The sequence below is a fragment of the Legionella yabuuchiae genome, assembly GCF_900640115.1.
Lineage (GTDB): Bacteria > Pseudomonadota > Gammaproteobacteria > Legionellales > Legionellaceae > Legionella_A > Legionella_A yabuuchiae.
In genome coordinates, this window is sequence record NZ_CAAAIW010000029.1 from 1 (window position 1) to 20,724 (window position 20,724).

Here is a 20,724-nt window from a genome sequence, read left to right on the forward strand (position 1 = left end):
CATAACTACTTTCTTCAAACAAATTGGGCGTAAAAAGAAATTATTGAGAGCTAGGCTCACTGATAAATTTCAAATTGTCAGTGAACCTAATTTCGGATTTTGAAGTGTAATGGCTATATATGCATACGTATATCCGGCCATTCAATGAGTGAGAACTGTTTTAATTCACTCGGGCCTTGATGATATTCGCGCTCGGTCTCCTTATCGTCCCTACGGATATTCATCCAGGTTGCCTAAGTGCGTGAAATCAATCGTGACTTCCTTGAAAAACCGTCTAATGCGTTTGTAACGTGATTCTATGCTGGCAAGACTCGCAAAACCGCATGCTAATTCTGTTCAATTGATCGTTCTCACTTGGATGAGCGCAAGCAACATCCCAACAAAACAATGCATACGGCACTTGTTCCAGTTAAAATAGGCGTTTATCATTGCTGCAAGTTCACGGTTCTCCATAACAATACATCTTTTTCTTCGCAAAAAAATAGGTATTTTGGTGAATTAGGTGGGCTGCTGCAAGCGCTAAGTTTATCTTTTAACCCTCTAAAAACCGGGCACGGGCACCATTTCATTGGGCACGGGCACGTATTAGCTCAGTGGTTTTTTGTCCGGTACGAAGCCAACGTTATACGAATACATTGAAACTCGGTATTATCCTGCTACACTTACCCCCACCATTATCAGGAGGAGAAAAATATGAGCTTTACTTTACCGCAATTACCCTATGCCAAAGACGCGCTTGCGCCCCATATTTCTGTAGAAACTCTGGAGTATCACTACGGTAAACATCATCAAGCTTACGTCAACAATCTGAACAAGCTGATTGACGGAACCAACTATGCCAATATGGAACTTGAAGAAATCATCAAGCAGTCTTCAGGAGGGGTATTCAACAACGCGGCACAGGTTTGGAATCACACCTTTTATTGGCATTCTATGAGCCCTAATGGCGGGGGTGAACCAACAGGAAAATTACTTGATGCCATTAAGCAATCATTTGGTTCTTTTGATAAATTTAAAGAAGCGTTTACGCAAACGGCTGCTACTACCTTTGGTTCTGGGTGGGCCTGGTTGGTCAAAGATAAAGAAGGTAATTTAAAGGTCATGAGCACCAGCAACGCAGGCACGCCGATGACTGAAGGATTAAAAGCCATTCTAACCTGCGATGTATGGGAGCATGCTTATTACATTGATTATCGCAACGCTCGTCCCGAGTACATTAATTCTTTTTGGAGTTTGGTAAACTGGGATTTTGCTGAAGAAAATCTCTGATAGTGAATCTGTAGATGTTCCTTGTTGATTAGCTTCGACAAGGAGGTCTTGCCTTAACAGGAGTGAACATGGCTTTGATGACAACCTATAACCCACTGCCCATTTCCTTTACCCACGGAGAGGGGATCTATTTGTACGATGAGAAAGGCAATGCTTATCTGGATGCCTTTACAGGCATTGCCGTCTGCGGACTAGGCCATGCTCACCCGGACGTCACCAACACCATTCGAGAACAAGCTGGAAAATTGCTGCATACTTCCAATATGGTTCGCATCAAAGAGCAAGAACGATTGGCTGAAACACTAACCGCTATGGCTGGCATGGAGCAGGTTTTTTTCAGCAACTCTGGCGCGGAAGCTAATGAGGCCGCCATAAAATTATCGCGGCTTTATGGTCATAAGAAAGGCATAGAAACCCCTTCTATTATTGTAATGGATGGCGCTTTTCATGGCCGTACTATGGCTACTTTATCCGCTTCCGGGAGCCGCAAGGTCCAAGCGGGGTTTGAGCCTTTAGTACCGGGATTTATTCGCGCGCCTTATAATGATTTAGATGCTATTCATACCATTGCTGCCAATCGGGACGATGTCGTTGCCGTTATGATCGAACCCATTCAAGGAGAAGGGGGCATTGTGGTTGCCGATGAAATGTATTTGCGCGAATTAGCTAAGCTATGTCAAAAACAGGAATGGTTGTTAATCTTTGATGAAATCCAAACTGGAAACGGTCGCACAGGTAAATTATTTGCATGTATGGATGTTGGAATAACGCCTGATATTTTGACCACCGCCAAAGGTCTCGGCAATGGTATGCCGATTGGAGCTTGCATGATGAGCAAACAGGCTTGTGATTTATTTAAACCGGGGATGCATGGCTCCACATTTGGCGGCAATCCTCTAGCCTGCGCCACCGCTTTGACCGTTTTAGAAGTCATTAAGCGCGATAATCTTTGTGAGAAAGTCGCCAAAAATTCAATCATGTTACATGACAAGCTCATAGACGAACTCGATAGCCACCCCAACGTTCGTACGATTCGTGGCAAAGGATACATGCTAGGGATCGAGCTCGACCGACCTGCCATGGACATACGTCTTACCGGACTCGAACATGGCCTGTTACTAAACATTACCGCCGAACGCGTTATTCGACTGTTACCCGCTTTGATCATGAGTGAGGATGAGGTGAATGAATTAGTGTCAAGACTTGTGAAAACTGTTCACCAGTTTTTAGAAAAATAAGAACGTGAGCTGGCCCGAACCAGTCGGGCCAAGTGTTATTGTCAATTCAATCGAACCTCAACGTCTTTGTCGTACGGCTTCATACAAGCAGATTCCAGCGGCAACAGATACATTCAAGCTCGTCACCGCGCCATGCATGGGCAATGAAAATAACGAATCGCAATGTTCTCTGGTTAAACGGCGAAGACCACTTCCCTCAGCCCCCATAACCAAGGCAATGGGTCCTTTTAAATCAAGTGAATAAATGGAGTGTTGGGTTTCGCCCGCTGCCCCATAAATCCATACGCCACGCTCTTTAAGGGCCTCCATTGCTCGGACAAGATTGGTCACTCGAACCACCGGAATGGTTTCGGCAGCGCCCGAAGCAACTTTACTCACAACCGGGGTAATACCCGCGCTTTTATCTTTTGGAATTACAACAAAATCAACGCCCGCTGCATCCGCGCTGCGTAAGCAGGCCCCTAAGTTATGCGGATCGGTGACCCCATCTAGAATTAACAGCAATGGAGGACGTTCATCTTGTTGTAATAGTTCGGGAATATCACGTTCGGAATACTCAGGCAATGATTCGGCTAACGCCACGATTCCTTGATGGTTTTTATCGGAAAATTTTTGATTCATGGTCTGTGAGGAACAGGTTTGAATAGGAACATGACGTGACTGTGCCATCGCTAAGACGTTGTTGATTGTTTTATCCTGACGCTCCTGACTAATATATAGCTGCTTGATAAAACGTTTAGGATTGTCCAATAATGCCATCACGGCATGGACCCCATAAATGTACTGCTCACTCATCTGAATCTAAGTCCTCATCAGTGACAGGCTCAAAATCAATTTTTCGCTCATCTAAATCAACCCGAGCGACCATGACCGTCATATTGTCCCCTAAATGATAGACTTGGCCTGTTCGTTCGCCAACTAATCGATGCTTAATGGGATCAAACGCATAGTAATCATTCTTTAAAGACGTAACGTGGACTAAACCTTCAATGTAATATTCTTCTAATTCAACAAAAATGCCAAATCCAGTGACCGCAGAAATCCTGCCACGAAAGACCTGGCCTAATTTATCCTGCATAAATTCACATTTTAGCCAAGCCACCACTTCGCGAGTGGCCTCATCGGCGCGGCGCTCTGTAGCCGAACAATGCTTGCCCAGTCGATTCATATCTTCTTCATCGTATTCAAAAGAGTCCACTGGATTATTGTCCAGCAAATGTCCGATGGCACGATGGATTAATAAATCCGGATAACGTCGGATGGGGGAGGTGAAATGGGTATAAGCAGAATAAGCCAGTCCAAAATGGCCGTCATTGGATTCAATGTATTGCGCTTGTTTTAACGATCGCAACATCACCGTTTCAACCAAGTGTTGCTCTGGCTTACCCTGTAATTTTTCCATAGTCGCTTGAAAGTCTTTCGGACTAGGCTTTTTCCCTCCACCCAGTTGATACCCCATTTCATTTAGAAATTGCCGTAATTGCAGTATTTTATCTTCTTCCGGAGCCGGATGAACCCGATAGAGCGTTGGAATACTCGATTTTTGTAAAAATCGAGCGGTCGCAACATTCGCCGCTAACATAAATTCTTCGATCAGCCGATGCGCATCATTCCGAATCACTGGTACAATTCGTTGAATTTTGCGATTTTCATCGAATTCAATTTTTGTTTCGGTTGTATCAAAATCGATAGCACCCCGTTGTTTACGAGTATGTAGTAGTGCTTGGAATAAAGAATGTGCCGTTTGTAGCATTGGCCATATTGCTTGATATTGTTTTTCTGCCTCGCCTTGTTCAAGCCAATGGGCTACTTGTGTATAAGTTAGGCGGGCATGCGAATGGATAACGGCGCGATAAAACCGAGAGCGCGTTATCTTGCCTTGCGCAGAAATACCAAGTTCCGCCACCATGCACAAGCGATCTACATTGGGATTTAAGGAGCAAATCCCATTGGACAGCGCTTCCGGCAGCATAGGGACTACTTTGCCAGGAAAATAAACGGAGTTTCCACGCCGAGCCGCTTCTCTATCCAGTGGAGAATCTATTTTTACATAATGGCTGACATCAGCAATGGCTACACATAATTGAAATCCGCCTTTGGGCGTTGTTTTACAATAAATGGCATCATCAAAATCTCTCGCATCTTCACCATCTATGGTCACAAAAGGGAGATGGCGTAAATCGGTTCGATCCCCAACCTGCTCTTCGTTGACGTGCATCGGGGTATTGGTGACTGCCGCCGCAACATCCTCCGGCCATTCAGATGGAATGCCATGTGCAAGAATGGCAATTTCTGTTTCCATTCCTGGGGCCATATGCTCACCTAAGATATGCACTACTTTTCCGACGGCTTGCGTACGCTTACTGGGATAAGCCAATAGCTCAACCAGTACAATTTGGCCATCTTTAGCGCCATTACCAAATTCAGAAGGAATTGAAATATCTTGCGTCAGTCGTTTACTGTCAGGAACCACAAAGCCAATGCCATGCTCAGAAAAATATCGGCCCACAACATTGGTATTGGCGTGCTCTATCACTTCATGGATTTTGGCCTCGGCTCGTCCGCGACGATCTACCCCTATTGGATAAGCTAACACCACATCTCTATGCATGACCGCCCGCATTTCTTTTGCGGATAGTACCATATCTTCATCTCCTTCATCCGGAATGAAGAAACCAAACCCATCTGGATGACCTTGCACCGTTCCGCGTTGCAGGTTAATTTTATCCATTAAACAATAACGACCGCGCCGGTCAAGCATAATTTGACCATCTCTGACCATGGCTCGCAAACGAAAGCCTAAAGCCTCCTGCTTAGCTTCGTCTATAAGTTCTAATTTACTGATCAATTGATTACGAGAGATTGGACGTCCATAAGCTTCGAGAATCTGCAAAATGAGTTCACGACTGGGAATAGGATCCGAGTATTTTTCACGTTCTCTTTGATAGTGTGGATCCTGCTTATAAGGCGGTTTTTTTGTTTTTTTACTCACGTTTTATTCACCAGTTTATTGATCTAGGTTAGATTTTCTATTCATATTACTACTCTTCTGGAGATTGAGAAACCGGAATGACAAATCCACGACGCCCGATATAACCTTTTAACGCGTTTAAAGAGAGATCTTCTCCAGCCCAATACGTTCCATCATCGTTTTTCTGAGGCCAAGTAAGTTCATCAAAGGTACAAACTGCCAGCGCATTTGAACAAGGAATTTGCTGCTCATGTCCTGGCTTTGATTCAATGCAACTCAACTCAAATTCCTTTTCCGTCAAAGCAAGGGCTGACCAATTCCCGACCTGCAAGCGACTACTCCAGCCGGCGCTTGCACTTGGGTCAGACACAGGATGGGTTACCCATAAGTCAGAGGAAGAGATATTATGGATCATCACTAAGGTTGGTTTTGAGGTACTGAGTTTAACAGTCCCTTGGGTCACAGCCACAGGTTTACACCCTAATGGCAAAATATCTTGTGCATTGGCTAGAAATGACATTACGCCCATTAATAAGGTAATCAAAAATCTCATGATCACTCCATTTATCCAATTCATTAGTAAATTACAGCTTAACACGAACCTCAGCTCGGCAATATCATTTAATTTGGTCAAGTCCAAAAATAGCTTACGAACTAGGCAACGTATATGGGATCTTGGCCAATAAAAATTAGGCTGATTTGATTGAGCAAATCCATCGCGCCTATTGATTATGGAGTCTGATGGTACCTATCTATAGGCTATAGGGCGTGTTTATTTTGGAAATATGAATTATTAAGGTATAGTTTAGGATCAATTGACAATCGCTAGCTTTTTGAAGTAGGAGTGTTATGTCCTTTAAGTCCTTCGTACACCAAATTGTTGCCTTGCAACACGAGCACATTCTTTCCTGGAAAAAAAATAATGAAATAAGACTAGAGCAAGCAGACAGCCCTTTTTTAACCTTGGCTGCTGAAAACCATGCCTTTAATTATCAACTGTGGCACGCGGAAGACCGTGCCAGAAGAGACGATAAAGGATTTGAGTATGTATACCAAGCGAAGCGTGAAATCGATCATTGCAACCAGCAACGAAACAACCGCATGGAATCCATGGATCGCTGGTTATTTCAGCAACTAAAACCGGCGTCTCATCTCGATTGTCCTGTAAATTCAGAAACCCCTGGGATGATGATTGATCGATTATCGATTCTGGCGTTAAAAGCATATCATATGACGCTTCAAACCGAACGCACAGACGTTGATGAAAGCCATCGTCAAACCTGTTTAAATAAATTATTGATTATCGAAGCCCAACAAGCTCAGTTGCAGGAGTGTTTAGTCCAACTGCTTGGCGAAGTACAAGATAAAACCAGAACCTTCAGAGTGTATCATCAATTTAAAATGTATAATGATCCTAAGTTAAACCCAGAGTTGTACGGGGCCCGGGAGTAAGCGGCCGGTTCTCTTCACGCCAGTCTTTATCCCCTTGGCTTGGCAACTGCCCCACACTTGTACTGCGCTCCAGTCGTCTACCTTTAGTGTTCCAAAAACCATGGTTTTCCAGGCTGGCTCCTATCGAAGAAGAAGAATGGGTAGGTGACGGCGTGATTGGGGGCTCGGGCTCTTGAGTGATGGGTTGAAGGTGAATCTCTGGATCTGGCTCAGCATCCAATCCTGGTCTAGCCTCCGGCCCGATATTGACGGAATTGGCAGTAGCAGAATCGTTGGCCGTGCTACTTGGTTCTTCACCTAACTTTGGTTTTCCAATCCCCCTGGCAAGCGCTCTTAAGGCTAGAACAACTGAAAAGATTACGGCACTTCCCGCTGCAAGACCTAACATGACTGGGGTTTCTTGATAGTGGCCTTGTTCATCTATTTCTTGCAATGGATTTAAAGTGAAATCTATCGATTTTTGACCTTTTGCTAAGCCTGAAAATAAGGAGCGTACAACTTCAAACCATTCCTGGAATTGGTATTGCGGGGAGGGGTTAACCTCCATGCTCTCATAAATCGCATTTTTAACATGAGATGACTCGATTTGATTAATCTTATCGCGCGATTCTGCTTTGACTTCCTTTATTTTATTGACCAATATGTCAAGCGTGGCGCCATTTTCTGCTAAGCTTTCATCTTGTTCTCCTTGATCATGATAATTTTTATAAAGAGAAAAAGCGGTAAAGCCAATCAGGCAGGCTAAACCAGACAAAACGGCTGAAATGATAAGAACAGGCGGAAAAGCAGCCCCAATAATGGCGTATACTGTGGCCGTAGCGAATAAAACACTCGCAATGGCGCTATAGGCAGCCAACCCATGCCGCAAACCAGCTAATGCGGCTGAAGCTATAGAGAGTTTTAATTGTTCGCTTAACGCATTGCGACGCTCAATAAACTCATCATGCTTCGCTTTAAATGCGGTTATTATCGCTTCCTGTGCCTTAAATTCTTCTTGGGTGGCAACTGCGCCTGGCTCTGTATTACGAATCAAATTCAGCGCATCAGTGCATAACCCTTCTAACTCTTTACCACAAATAGCAAACTGAAGCTTGGCCTGGCTTTGCTTTAGCTTTTCCTGGTAGGCATGCTCTTCATACATTCGCGTCACAATGCATGCCAAAGTAAAGACCACACAAATAACCGCCATCGCCACAAAAACCTGAGGCACCATAACCGATAGGCCTAAAACCCCCATGTACAAATAAAGCCCATCGACAACCCCGCCGTACAATTGTGAAGCTAAGCCTTTGTAGCGATTGGAGTTTAAAAACTGATTCTGCTCATCAAGAGTAGACTGGATTGTGGCATGTTTATGTGTGGTCGTCTCGGTAATGGCGCTTAATTCAACTTCAGATAAAGGCCTTGATGTAGGCTGAGGAGTAAGCTTTTCTTTAAGGGCTAAATATTGCTCTTGCGTTAGAGTAAGCTCAATGCATTGTCCAAACAACTTATTAATATAAAACAGCTTTGAGTCGCAAAAAATATAAGCCGCATTTTTCTTAATGGGTAGCTCGTTTATGGTTTTTTCATTGGGCGGTTTGTCTATGGCTAACACTTCGCAACCTTCGGCTTCCCAACGCTCCAGCGCTTTAATGTTGCTTAGTATCGTATCATTGATGGCCATCATAGCTTTGCGCTTGTTAACCATCCGGCGATACCACAAGCGATTCAACACGGAAAGGCCACCAAGCAGAACCCCGACCGGGATAATCATAAAAGCTACATTTTGGCCTGATAATAAGCTTGCAGCGATCATGGTGCTGCGCACCCCTTTATAACCGTTTTTTAATCCTTTCATGGTATCGCGAACATACGGCCAAAGGATTGCGATGTAGCGTTTAAAGGCATTAGGATCATTATCTTTAAATGTATTCGCTAACAAGGAAAAAGCAATGATGGTAATCGCCTCGGTAGCGGCTATCAAAGCGCCACCAGGCGTACACATCCAGTCATGCATTAAATCAGAAGTCGAAGAATTACTATTCGCGCACAGCACATCAAAACCATACTTGATCATGCTGTATGAAAGACTCAATCCATCCAGCGCACCATACAAAGCATAGATATAGGCTTGTTCATGTAAAGATTTAGCGAATTTCTCGTGATATGAGAGGGTCTTCTTTTTTTTATTTTTTTTTCTCACAACCCGGCTATCAAAGTTGGGAACATCCCTTTGAAGAGAATTTGATGTGTTATCAGGTTGCACATCAGCCATGGTGTTCGCAGGTAGGGGCCAAGTTGCTGCAAATTGTAACTTGTTAAGTCTTATATGGCAAGTAAATTTTCAAAATGCATCAAAATGAACCAAAAAAGCTTTGGCCATCATTAAGTTTACCATAGATGTATTGAGAAAATAAAAAATAAAGTATAGTGGATCGTAAATCTCGGCTGTGCCAAATGCCCTAAAACCTGATACGATTAGTTATTTTTGTATCGTGTTTTGGAGGGTTAATGCGCTTACTATTTTTTTTTCTTTTTAACTTATTAACCTTTGGATCTGCAATGGCTGATAATGATAAAATCGTTTATGGCTATGTTGAAAAAGCGGTTTTAGTCGACCAAAACTTACTCATATCCACCAAATTAGATACCGGAGCAAAGTCCGCTTCCTTAAATGCGATCAACATCCGTGAAATCACCCAAGATGATAAAACTTATTTAAACTTTATCGTTCCCACCAAGGAAGGTGATCTCGAATTTACTGCGGAATACGTGGGAAATGTAAAGATTAAAGTCCGGACTGGGGAAAAACAAGCCAACCCCTTGTTAAGAAGCACTCACAAACGTCCTCTGGTTCTTATGAAGATTCGGCTAGGAGAAAAAGAGCGATTAATTCGCGTTAACTTAGCGAATCGTAAAAACTTCATTTATCCCTTATTATTGGGACGGGAAGCCATTGTCGCGTTTGATGGCATCGTAGATCCCAGTAAAACTTATACCGTAAAAACCAAAGCAGCAGCGGAAAAGAATAATGTCTAATAAGCGCCATTTATATGGATTGATTGTTATATTATTTGTAGTTGGCTTCGCAATTTTCCTTTATCGCTACGCGATATTGGGGGTTCCGTTAACCGAAACAGAGGATATCAACACGTGGACCGTGGAAGCGAATCTTAAATTTATTGCAGATAAAAACGTTCCGGTAAAGGCCAGCTTCACCATACCCTACATGCCGCCTTACTACTCAATTTTGGACGAATACTTTGTTTCGCATAACTATGGGGTCACCACAAATATTGTGGGTAATAATCGCGTATCTGTATGGTCGTTACGACGTGGCAGCGGCGTTCAATCTTTATATTATCGCGCCATTTTCCGCGCGACAGGCGTACCAGACACCCCCCTTTCAAAACCCCCCTTAGTAAAAGCACAACCTTTACCTGAGCACCAGAAGACTGCTGTGGAAACAATTACTAGCAATGCCCGTGAAACCTCTGCAGATATTCAAACGTTTGCTCAGAGCACGATTAAAGAACTGAATAAAAAAGAAGGAAATGTAAAACTCTTAACCGGCAATAAGTTTGATGATGAAAGTCTAGTCTCAGCAGCTGTTATTATTTTAAATCAGGCTAGAATTTTCGCTATGCCTGTCAAAGGAATGTATTTAACCCAGCAGAGCAAGGCTGAATTCAATACCATGCTCGTTGTCTACAATGAAAAAGAATGGGTCTACATCAATCCACGTACAGGCGCTGCGGGCTTACCGAAGTATTTTCTGATTTGGCAATATGGAGATAGGCCGGTTTTTGAAGTCAGCGGTGGAAAAAAAGTGCAAATGAATCTCACTGTTTCAGAAACACCGATTAATGCCTTAAATCTTGCAAAAGCTCGCGGCCTTCAGGTTGAATCTGAACTGCTGCGTTTTTCCTTATTGCAGTTACCAGTCAGCGCGCAAGAAACGTATAAAATCCTTTTAATGGTCCCCATTGGCGCTTTTATCATTTTAATTTTGCGTAATTTTATTGGCATGAGTACGTTTGGAACTTTTATGCCCGTTTTAATTGCCCTTGCATTTCGTGAAACCCATGTGGTTTGGGGGGTTACGCTGTTTACCCTAATTGTATCCTTTGGGTTATTAGCGCGATTCTACTTAAATCAGCTACGGTTGCTACTGGTACCCCGACTAACTGCAATTTTGACCGTAGTGATCTTAATGATGATTGTTATCAGCGTATTAAGTCAAAATTTAGGCCTTGAATCTGGATTATCCGTGGCTTTATTCCCCATGGTCATTTTAACCATGACCATTGAACGTATGTGTATTACCTGGGATGAACGAGGAGCCTATGAAGCCATTAAGTCTGGAATTGGAAGCTTAATTGCCGCGGTGATTTGTTACTGGGCCATGAGTTACCCACCCTTACAATATTTAGTCTTTGCCTTCCCTGAGCTATTATTAATCTTATTGGCTTTTGTGCTTTGGTTTGGACAATATCGCGGGTATCGATTGTTTGAGTTGCTTAGATTTAATGTACTGGCAAGTAAATTATAAGATCTCCTTACGACTCGATTGCATAAAACTCAAAGGTGATGCCTAATGTTCGGTCATTATAAAAATTTATTAAAAAAGGGCGTATTAAGCATTAATCGCCGCAATAGTGATTTTGTGTTGCGTTATAACAAGCGAAAGCTCTATCCTTTGGTTGATAATAAATTAAAAACCAAGCAATTGGCGATTGAAGCCAATATTCCCACCCCGCCGTTGTATCAAATTATTGAACGTGAGCACCAACTTAAAACGCTGGATAAGCGGTTAGAGACTTATTCTGATTTTGTGGTTAAGCCTGCACGTGGTGCTGGTGGTGACGGAATTTTGGTGATTATGGATCGCGTCTTAGGTCGCTACCGCCAAATTAACGGCAAGTTAATGACCTCTCAGGAATTAAGCTATCATATTTCATGTATTTTATCCGGCGCCTACAGTTTGGGTGGTCATCCAGATGTCGCCTTTATTGAACACCGCGTGGTGGTCGATCCCGTTTTTGCACCTGTTAGCTATGAAGGTATTCCAGATATACGGGTTATAGTATTACTAGGTTATCCCGCCGTTGCTATGTTGCGCTTGCCTACCCGCTTATCAGGCGGCAAGGCAAACTTACATCAAGGCGCCATTGGAACAGGCATTAATCTTGCCACCGGAAAAACACTGGGCGGCGTGTTTCATAATGATGTCATTGATTATCATCCTGATACGCTCAATCCGATTGTCGATATTGAAGTTCCTCATTGGGATAAAATTTTAGAAATTGCCGCTAAGTCTTATGAATTAACCGGACTCGGATACCTTGGCGTCGACATTGTCTTAGATAAAGATCATGGTCCTTTGCTCTTAGAACTGAACGCAAGACCAGGACTTAATATTCAAATCGCTAATCGTGAAGGTGTATTACACCGGTATCATGCCATTGAGGCGCGCTTTGCTGAAAAAGGTAACGAGAGCGTAGAAGAGCGCATTACCTTTAGCAAAGAAGCCTTTGCTCGCTAAGGTTATGGAATCAGGCGACGTATGCGTTGCGCTTCCAATGTCAAGGTACGAAAGTAATCATACGTCATGTAAAAATCGCCTTGATTGCCTGCTTTAGCCCCCCAAGAATTTCGCAACGTCAACAAGCCTCGATATTGGCGTCCATACTGATCTCGGGCAAGGGCTTCATCATCATAGCCAGTGATAATCATTTCGTGCCCGCCCGCATTATCCCAAGCATGGTTTGATTGTAAGTCATTTATGATCTCAGGAGTTAACGTCCAAGTATCATTAGCGACTTGATGTTTCCCGACAGCACCAACCATACCGAGCTGAATATCAACCAGCAAAACACCAAACGTCACCCGATCGCCTTCGCGCAATGAACGCTTGACTTGCTCTAGTGTAGTTGATGGGTCAATTTCTTTTGAAATGAACTGCCAAACATCAACTAAAGAAGACCAAGCAATCTGTTTTTCATACACCCCTTCGCTCAGATTATGGAATTCAAGCAAAGACATCTCGGTTGCTGGCTCCCCTTTCAGCCGCGGGTATTCAGTTTCTCCCCCACAACCATATTTGCGCTGATTTTCTTTACTGATAATGCCAAATTTATCCAGTTGGCTTAACACGACGGGTCCAAATGAACCTTGCCAACCACTAGGGCTATAAGCCACATTTTGTAAATGACGACCGAGCTGCAAGTGGCATAATTGACTGATGTAATCGCCTTGACCCAGTATGGCGTCAATGGCAGCTGTATTGGCGAACGTAGCGCAAGTTCCATGACTTCCTTGATCTAAAACCGGAACATTATTCATGCCCAGCTGAACACGTTGCATGCCATTTGCTGAAGCCATGAATGTGTCGTTTCCTGGAGCCGTAAGCATGTTTGCTCGGTGCATAAACGATTGTTTGGCGTTATCCGATAGGGCTAATTTCAGAAGAGTCACTTCTCGAGGTGAGGTTGCTTTTAATGTTCGACTTAAGCGATCTTGTTTGGTTAGTGGGATAGGCTGGTGGAGTTCGCCTACGATTGTAATCTCTTCAGCATGAGCTGAAATGCTTAACCCTAACGCAATAAAAAACAACCAAACAAGTTTCATAAACACTTCTCCCGAGATACTAGGTCAGTTTCAGAGTTTACGAACTATATCACAATGATCTTAATTTGGACACTTAAAATTTATTACCGCCAGCCTGATTAATAAAAAATCTTTTTGCCGCCGGCAATTGATTACACAGTTTCAAACCAACGCCTCGAGCCATAGCGATAGGCGGGAGCGAATTAGCGAATAATGTCTTTAAACCTTCCATCATCCCAATTATTTTCCAAACTTCATATTTGCGTGCGCGTTGATATTCGCGCAAATAGCGGCCAGATAAACAGGGAGATTTTGCTTTATCCATAATCCCTAACCAGCTCGCCACATCTTCAAGGCCAAGGTTTAACCCTAATCCGGCTAAAGGATGAATGGTATGCGCCGCATCGCCCATTAACATCCATCGCGTGCCTTGGTATTGGTTGGCATGGCGCATCACTAAAGGGAATTGATGCCGCTTATCCACAAGGGCGCAAGCACCAAGTTTTGCCGCAAATGCTTTGGTGAGTTCTTGATTAAATGTATCTGCTTCTACGGTCAACAAATGTTCTGCACGTTCTGGAGTCGTAGACCAAACAATTGAACAAGCATGCGGGTCTTTTAATGGTAAAAATGCCAAGGGCCCATCGGCATTAAACACTTGATAGGCGGTTGCTTTATGAGGATGCTCAACCGTAACCGTCGCTACTATTGCATGTTGATGATAAGGCCAGGTGGTCAACGTTACTCCAAGTTTATCTCGTGTTTTAGACAGTCCACCATCTGAAACTATTAATAGCTTAGCCAAATAATGTCCTTCTTCACAGGTGATTCGCACCTCTTGGTCAAGCTGTTGTAAAGAAGAAACCTTACTATTAGGAATCAGCGTAATCCCTGTGGCAATTGCTCGCTGCAATAGGGCTTTTTTAATAGGATCCTCAGCAATAATATTGCCTAAGCGTTCTTCACCAATCATTCGAGCATCAAAATCAATAAAAGCTCCATTTTGCGCATCCCAAATATGCATATGACGATAAGGCGAGATGTCCTGCTCAGAAACCTCAGACCATACCCCAAGCGCCTCAAATAACGCTCTGGAAGATTGATTTACGGCATATACGCGAGCGCTTTTCTGGATTAAATCTAATGACAAGGACTGAGCATCGATCACAGCCACAGAATAGTGACGTTGCGCCATGCCAATCGCGGCTGACAATCCAACAACACCGCCTCCCACCACAATCACGTCAAATTGATAGCTCATAAGGATTCCTGCTCAAGTAAAGGAATTTGACAAACCAAATCAGGAATCACGCCAGCAAGCCCACTGGCATAGCGCGATAGTAAGCGTTTTGCGCTAGGTAGATTATCCAGTAAAACCAGCCCCGCACTTCGCGCGTGCGATAATCCTGGCAGTGTTGAGGTAAACAGATCCACTAAACCATTGGTGAAGTACGTAATGGCTTTTTGATCATGCTGGCGATATTGTTCATACGTAGTTAAAGCGCTAGTAGTAATGCCGTATTTAATGAGACATTGTGCCAATAAAGCCACGTCGCGCAGACCTAGATTAAATCCTTGTCCTGCAACAGGGTGCAAGGTATGAGCGGCATTTCCAATAAACACTGTAAAGCCAGACACTTGCTGTTTCATAATCACTTGCTTTAGGGGATAAAGTCCGCGGCGACCAACTTTTGTAAATCGCCCAAGGCGATAACCAAACTCTTGATGCAGTCGACGAATAAACGCTTGATCGCTTAGATTAAGCATACGTTCTGCTTCATTAGAAGACAAAGACCATATCAAAGAGGAACGATTCTGAGACATCGGCAGTAAGGCTAAAGGGCCTGACGCAGTAAATCGCTCAAAAGCCTGTTCATGGTGCGATCGAGCCAAGCCAATATTCGCCACCACCGCTGACTGATGATAATGTTTAACCTCAGGTTTTAATCCTAATTGCTTGCGCACGAACGAGTCTGCTCCATCAGCCGCTACAATTAGTTTCGCCTTAATCGTAGAAGTCTTGCCACTGGAATCTTTAATCGTCGCTTGATTATCCACCTCATCAAGCGCAGTTAACGAAGCTGGTGCGAGCAGTTGATGCGAATCAATTAAAGGTTGGATTGCGCGATAAAGATCTTGCATTTCAACCACAAATCCGAGTGGTAGCTTATTCTTACTGGTTAATCGAGTTGCACCAAAGCGTTTTTGTTCAGACACATGAATCGTCTGTATTGCTGTGGCTTTGGTCGAAAGCGAAGGCCATACGCCTAACATTGATAAAATTCGCACGCTCGCAGAAGACAAGGCGATGCTTCGTGCGTCAAAATCAGCCTGTACTTTAATATCAAATGAATTGGCATCGACCAACAAGGCACGATAACCTGAATCCTTTAAAGCCAACAACAATAAGGCTCCAGTCAAGCCACCGCCAATAATTAATACGTCAACCGATTGCTTAGCCACGGACAAGCGCCTCAAGTTCATCTGGTTCAACTGGGAGGCTCGATGTTAAATTTTGGTGCCCGGTTTTAGTCACCTGGATATCATCTTCAATGCGTACCCCAATTCCTAACCAACGATCATCCACCAGGGGATGATCGGAGGGAATGTAAATTCCTGGCTCAACGGTTAATACCATACCCTCCTCTAAATGCCTCCATCCTTCGCCTTGTTTATAGGAACCACAATCATGGACATCCAGCCCTAGCCAATGTCCAGAATTATGCATGTAAAATTCTTTGTAGGCTCCTTGCTCGATGAGAATATCTACTTCTCCACGCAATACGCCGAGATCCACAAGACCCTGAGTTAAAATACGCACCATATGGGTTTGAATTTTATTCCAAGCTTTGCCAGGCCGCACCTGCTCAAGCCCTGCTTTTTGTGCGGTTAAGACCAATTCATAAATGGCTCGTTGCTCAGCAGTAAACATGCCATTTAAAGGATACGTTCGAGTAATGTCCGCGGCATAGTTTTCATATTCCCCGCCCGCATCAATCAAGACAAGATCTCCGTGTTTAAGAGGGGCATTATTCTCAGTGTAATGCAGTATACAAGCATTGTTACCGCTAGCCACGATGGGATCATAAGCGACACTTCGACAACCTTCGCGAATAAACCCATACACCAGTTCAGCTTCTAGCTGGTATTCATATTGCGCACGAGAACACATAGCCATAGCCCTTCGATGGGCAGAAACTGAAATGGCTGCGGCTTTTTGCATTAAAGACAATTCAGCATCGCTTTTAAACAAGCGCAATTCACTAATGACGGGGGTAACATCACAAAACGCTAGAGGCGCGTTAATCCCTTTACGAATCTGCCCCCTGACTTTATACCAAGCATGTTTAATTCGCTCATCCCAGTGCGGGTAGCGACCAAGGGGATAATAGATGGCTTTTTTTCCCGATAGTAATTCTGGCAAGCGATCATCACATTCTTCAATCGAGAACGCGGCATCAACGCCTAGCTCAGTCACCGCATCCGCTTGTCCAAGTCGATGCCCTGTCCATAATTCCTGAGTGGGATCTTTAGGGCGATTAAATAAGATGCTTTCCGTTGCTCTACCAGACGTGACGACCAAAAGCCCATCGGGTTCATTAAAACCGGTTAAGTAATAAAAATCACTGTCCTGTCGAAAACGATAATGAGCGTCACCATTGCGCAGTGCTTCAGCTGCCGCGGGAATTAAAGCCACGGAGTCAGGCTGTAATTGCATCGCCACACTGTGACGACGGGCAATGTATTCATTTTTTGATATCATAAAACGATCCTTCTCGTATCAAACCCTATGTCCAGATCAAGAAAATATTGTCAATGAGCTTTTTGCGTTTCATGTTCATGGAGGTTATTTTCTTTTAAATCCCCGTATATTCTCAACACCGCCATGCGAGCGTACTCACTCACTTCCATTAACGCTCGTTCATCTTCTTCTTCAATCTTTAAGCTGTCATAATCTAACTTAGCGAATTCAGCAATGTGTTGAATCGCATCTTGTACTTCTTCTTCCTCAATTTGCTCGACGTCAACGCCTGCCATAACTAATCCTTGGATAAATCCTTCACACCACTCACTGAATGCTTGTGCTCGATGCGATAATAATTGATCCTCATCCGGTAACATGAGCTGAAACTCAAAATCAAGATTCGCAATTTGCTGTTGGCTGACGGCATAAACATCAAATAAGGCTAAAATAGCGGCACGGGAAGAGTCATCTATTTTAAGCATTAGTGCTCTTAAGTATTCTTCGCCCTTGTGTGTGGCGCCAGCACATAGATAACCACACATCATTCCATGAAGCTCACTTCCTGAGATCGGGATATCTAGAGAAGAAATCGAATCAATAAACGTTTGATATTCGGGCAGGTGTGAGGACACACTACTTGCAGACATAAGATAACCTATTACAAAAACTCCTATAATAACTGATTTGCTCGCTCAAACCAAAATTGTTACTATTTGAACCATGCTGTAACATCTTCCAAGAGCTTACTATGACGAAAACCAAATCCTGTACCATACGCCTGCTCAATAAAGTCTACAACATCAAATGTCCAGAAGATGAGGTGGAAAACCTGACGCTTGCAGCTGCGCAATTAAATAATCATATGATTGAAAATAAGAGAAAATTCCACAATTTGGATGACTTTCAAGCGCTACTACTCGCCGCATTGCACGTCAGTAATGATTTAATTCACTGCCAGGCCAAACAAGAAGAACGCCAAAAACAGCTCGCACAATTTATTAATTCTCTAGAGACAAAAATTAGCCAAGCAACCGAAGAAACTGCACTGGAAATGGTGTGACCTAAAGCTAATTTGAAGCATTGCTACAAGCCAACGCGGTCGGATTCTGGAGTCCTCTGGGTAGTTTATTGCCCCGACGTCCACGCTCGCCATGATAATGAATCAAATCGTCTTCTTTAAGGGTAAAATGTCGTTTCCCGGCATGAACCGTGAGAGCATATCCAGGCGCTAGCGCCTGGATATCAACCACATATTCTTCGCGGGCTGCCGCTTTAGACGATGGAATGTGAATCAGCTTATTGCCTTTGCCGCGAGAAAGTTCTGGCAACTCCATAGCGGAAAAAATGAGCAATCGTCCAGTATTCGTAACACAAGCAATGCGGGCCTCCTCTTTCACAAGCATTGCTCTCGGTGGCAACACCAAGCTATTATCAGGAAGCTTTAAACAGGCTTTACCATTACGGTTTTTAACATAGAGTTCATTTAATCGCGCCAGAAATCCATAGCCTGCGTCACTGGCTAAGAGCACCCAATCCTCGGGATCACCACTCGCTAAAGCTATAAACGAAACTCCATCGGCTGGATTCAATTTTCCAGTTAGAGGTTCACCTTGGCCGCGCGCAGAAGGCAACGTGTGACCTGGAAGGCTATAGACTTTACCCTCTCCATCAAAAAATAAAATTTGCTGATTGGTGCGTGCGTTGGTTTGGGCTTTAAATTCATCCCCTGCTTTGTAATTTAATTCTTTTCCATCCACATCATGCCCTTTTGCAGCACGAATCCAGCCTTTTTGAGAAAGAACGACGGTAATGGGCTCATTGGGTAAAATATCTTCTTCTTTTAAAGCCTGCGAATCCTCACGTTCAATAATGGGCGAACGTCTTGAATCGCCAAAACGATCGCGGTCCGATTTAATTTCTTCTTTCACCAGAGTACGGAGTTTTTGCTCACTAGCAAGTACACCTTCCAAAAAATCCCGTTCTTGTTGCAATTCATCGCGTTCTGCTGTTAACTTAAATTCCTCAAGCTTCGCCAAGTGACGTAATTTCGTATCTAAAATGGCATCCGCTTGTCGCTCGGTCAGGTTGAAACGCACCATCAACGCGCCTTTAGGCTCATCGGATTCGCGAATAATTTGAATGACTTCATCCAAATTTAAGTAAGCGATGAGTAATCCTTCAAGCACATGCAACCTATCTAAGACTTTATCTAGGCGATACGAAAGCCGTTTTTTTACCGTACTTAATCGAAACGAAAGCCACTCTTTAATAATCGTTAAAAGATTTTTTACCTGCGGCTTGCCATCGAGTCCAATCATATTAAAGTTAATGCGATAACTTCGTTCTAGATCAGTTGTTGCAAATAAATGAAGCATGACCCCATCAACATCAACGCGATTTGAGCGAGGAATAACCACCAGTCGAGTGGGGTGTTCATGGTCAGATTCATCGCGAATGTCATCTATCATGGGCAGCTTTTTTTGCTGCATTTGAGCTGCAATCTGCTCCACAATTTTCGCGCCAGAAACCTGATAAGGCAGAGCCGTTATCACAATATTATGGTGTTCAAGGTGATAGACCGCTCGCATTTTAATGGACCCTGTACCGATGTCATATATCGTGCGAATCGTATCTTCAGGAGTGATGATTTCTGCACTGGTGGGAAAATCTGGCCCTTTAATGAACGTTAAAATATCATCTAACTCTGAATTAGGATGTTCAAGCACTCGAATGCAGGCATTCGCAACTTCGGTCAGGTTATGGGGAAGAATATCAGACGACATTCCTACGGCAATGCCAGTTGCACCGTTTAACAACACATTCGGTAATCTGGCGGGTAAAAGCGCTGGTTCTTGTAAAGTACCATCAAAATTATCCACCCAATCCACGGTCCCTTGTTGTAATTCAGATAGCAGCAATTCCGCGTAATTAGACAATCTAGCTTCGGTGTAACGCATGGCAGCAAAGGATTTGGGATCATCCGCCGAACCCCAGTTTCCTTGACCATCCACTAAAGGATAGCGATAAGAAAACGGTTGCGCCATTAAGACCATGGCTTCATAACAGGCAGAGTCCCCATGAGGATGAAATTTACCGAGCACATCCCCCACCGTACGGGCTGATTTTTTATATTTAGCACTCGCCTTAAGCCCAAGTTCACTCATGGCATACACAATTCGCCGTTGTACCGGTTTAAACCCATCGGCAATGCTCGGCAATGCTCGATCTAAAATGACATACATCGAATAATCAAGGTAGGCTTTTTCAGTAAATTCAGTTAAAGGTTTTCGTTCAATAACGTCATTTGTGGTCATAGGCGTTTTGTATCTTTCGCTAGAATGGATAACGTGTAGTTTAACAGAAAACATTCACCGCTGCTAAGAACCTAAATCTATCAGCCTGAGTGCTTTTGTGAATAACTTATGAAGCATCCGTGCACTTTGAAACCAGATTTTTGT

17 protein-coding genes are annotated in these 20,724 nt (G+C 43.6%); 7 read left to right on the plus strand and 10 right to left on the minus strand.

Translation table 11 applies throughout. The features are described 5' to 3' along the window. The first annotated feature begins 693 nt into the window (after window positions 1–693). A complete protein-coding gene (locus tag E1O47_RS10370; protein WP_133131189.1) occupies window positions 694–1,269 on the plus strand; it encodes a superoxide dismutase in 576 nt (191 codons plus the stop codon). A 68-nt stretch (window positions 1,270–1,337) separates the two neighbouring features. After that, on the plus strand, window positions 1,338–2,507 hold the full coding sequence (locus E1O47_RS10375) for an aspartate aminotransferase family protein (protein ID WP_133131190.1): 1,170 nt from the start codon (window positions 1,338–1,340) through the stop codon (window positions 2,505–2,507). Between the two features lie 57 nt (window positions 2,508–2,564). Here E1O47_RS10375 and rlmB read toward each other — a convergent pair whose 3' ends face one another. From rlmB to E1O47_RS10390, 3 genes are read right to left on the minus strand one after another with little or no spacing between them, the layout of a single operon-like run. Then, window positions 2,565–3,302 (minus strand): 23S rRNA (guanosine(2251)-2'-O)-methyltransferase RlmB, encoded by a 738-nt coding sequence (gene rlmB, locus E1O47_RS10380; protein WP_133131191.1) that lies wholly within the window; start codon window positions 3,300–3,302, stop codon window positions 2,565–2,567. Beyond that, complete coding sequence (gene rnr, locus E1O47_RS10385; RefSeq protein WP_133131192.1) at window positions 3,295–5,499, minus strand: ribonuclease R; 2,205 nt, start codon at window positions 5,497–5,499, stop codon at window positions 3,295–3,297. The genes rlmB and rnr overlap by 8 nt, the downstream gene beginning before the upstream one ends. A 49-nt stretch (window positions 5,500–5,548) precedes the next feature. After that, window positions 5,549–6,031 (minus strand): hypothetical protein, encoded by a 483-nt coding sequence (locus tag E1O47_RS10390; RefSeq protein ID WP_133131193.1) that lies wholly within the window; start codon window positions 6,029–6,031, stop codon window positions 5,549–5,551. A gap of 296 nt (window positions 6,032–6,327) precedes the next feature. Between E1O47_RS10390 and E1O47_RS10395 the strand changes: the two genes are divergently transcribed. Continuing rightward, window positions 6,328–6,930 (plus strand): DUF4254 domain-containing protein, encoded by a 603-nt coding sequence (locus E1O47_RS10395; protein WP_133131194.1) that lies wholly within the window; start codon window positions 6,328–6,330, stop codon window positions 6,928–6,930. On the opposite strand, the gene E1O47_RS10400 is transcribed toward E1O47_RS10395, so the two are convergent. Continuing rightward, window positions 6,893–9,187 carry a hypothetical protein gene (locus E1O47_RS10400; RefSeq protein WP_133131195.1) on the minus strand — a complete coding sequence of 765 codons (2,295 nt, stop codon included), beginning with the start codon at window positions 9,185–9,187 and terminating at the stop codon, window positions 6,893–6,895. The genes E1O47_RS10395 and E1O47_RS10400 overlap by 38 nt on opposite strands. A 236-nt stretch (window positions 9,188–9,423) precedes the next feature. Here E1O47_RS10400 and E1O47_RS10405 point away from each other — a divergent pair, with 236 nt between their 5' ends. From E1O47_RS10405 to E1O47_RS10415, 3 genes are read left to right on the plus strand one after another with little or no spacing between them, the layout of a single operon-like run. After that, window positions 9,424–9,951 carry an ATP-dependent zinc protease family protein gene (locus tag E1O47_RS10405; RefSeq protein ID WP_133131196.1) on the plus strand — a complete coding sequence of 176 codons (528 nt, stop codon included), beginning with the start codon at window positions 9,424–9,426 and terminating at the stop codon, window positions 9,949–9,951. Further along, entirely contained in the window at window positions 9,941–11,464 is a 1,524-nt protein-coding gene (locus E1O47_RS10410) for an inactive transglutaminase family protein (protein ID WP_133131197.1), read from the plus strand. The genes E1O47_RS10405 and E1O47_RS10410 overlap by 11 nt, the downstream gene beginning before the upstream one ends. A gap of 45 nt (window positions 11,465–11,509) precedes the next feature. Next, window positions 11,510–12,457 carry an alpha-L-glutamate ligase-like protein gene (locus tag E1O47_RS10415; RefSeq protein ID WP_133131198.1) on the plus strand — a complete coding sequence of 316 codons (948 nt, stop codon included), beginning with the start codon at window positions 11,510–11,512 and terminating at the stop codon, window positions 12,455–12,457. A 2-nt stretch (window positions 12,458–12,459) separates the two neighbouring features. Here the strand turns inward: E1O47_RS10415 and E1O47_RS10420 are convergent, their stop codons facing one another. The 5 genes from E1O47_RS10420 to E1O47_RS10440 all read right to left on the minus strand — a co-directional run bounded on the left by E1O47_RS10420 (window position 12,460) and on the right by E1O47_RS10440 (window position 17,913). Beyond that, on the minus strand, window positions 12,460–13,542 hold the full coding sequence (locus E1O47_RS10420) for a C1 family peptidase (protein WP_133131199.1): 1,083 nt from the start codon (window positions 13,540–13,542) through the stop codon (window positions 12,460–12,462). Between the two features lie 73 nt (window positions 13,543–13,615). Further along, window positions 13,616–14,782, minus strand: a complete 1,167-nt coding sequence (locus E1O47_RS10425; protein ID WP_133131200.1) for an FAD-dependent oxidoreductase — start codon at window positions 14,780–14,782, stop codon at window positions 13,616–13,618. Further along, the gene (gene ubiH, locus E1O47_RS10430) at window positions 14,779–15,984 is read right to left on the minus strand and encodes a 2-octaprenyl-6-methoxyphenyl hydroxylase (RefSeq protein ID WP_133131201.1); all 1,206 of its coding nucleotides are present in this window, start codon (window positions 15,982–15,984) and stop codon (window positions 14,779–14,781) included. Before ubiH ends, E1O47_RS10425 begins: the two co-directional genes overlap by 4 nt. Next, on the minus strand, window positions 15,977–17,284 hold the full coding sequence (gene pepP, locus E1O47_RS10435; RefSeq protein ID WP_133131202.1) for a Xaa-Pro aminopeptidase: 1,308 nt from the start codon (window positions 17,282–17,284) through the stop codon (window positions 15,977–15,979). The genes ubiH and pepP overlap by 8 nt, the downstream gene beginning before the upstream one ends. A 50-nt stretch (window positions 17,285–17,334) precedes the next feature. Next, a complete protein-coding gene (locus E1O47_RS10440) occupies window positions 17,335–17,913 on the minus strand; it encodes a UPF0149 family protein (protein ID WP_133131203.1) in 579 nt (192 codons plus the stop codon). A gap of 101 nt (window positions 17,914–18,014) precedes the next feature. On the opposite strand from E1O47_RS10440, the gene E1O47_RS10445 reads away from it, so the two are divergent. Beyond that, entirely contained in the window at window positions 18,015–18,326 is a 312-nt protein-coding gene (locus E1O47_RS10445) for a cell division protein ZapA (protein WP_133131204.1), read from the plus strand. A gap of 7 nt (window positions 18,327–18,333) precedes the next feature. Here the strand turns inward: E1O47_RS10445 and parC are convergent, their stop codons facing one another. After that, window positions 18,334–20,580 carry a DNA topoisomerase IV subunit A gene (gene parC / locus E1O47_RS10450; RefSeq protein ID WP_133131205.1) on the minus strand — a complete coding sequence of 749 codons (2,247 nt, stop codon included), beginning with the start codon at window positions 20,578–20,580 and terminating at the stop codon, window positions 18,334–18,336. Between the last annotated feature and the right edge of the window lie 144 nt (window positions 20,581–20,724).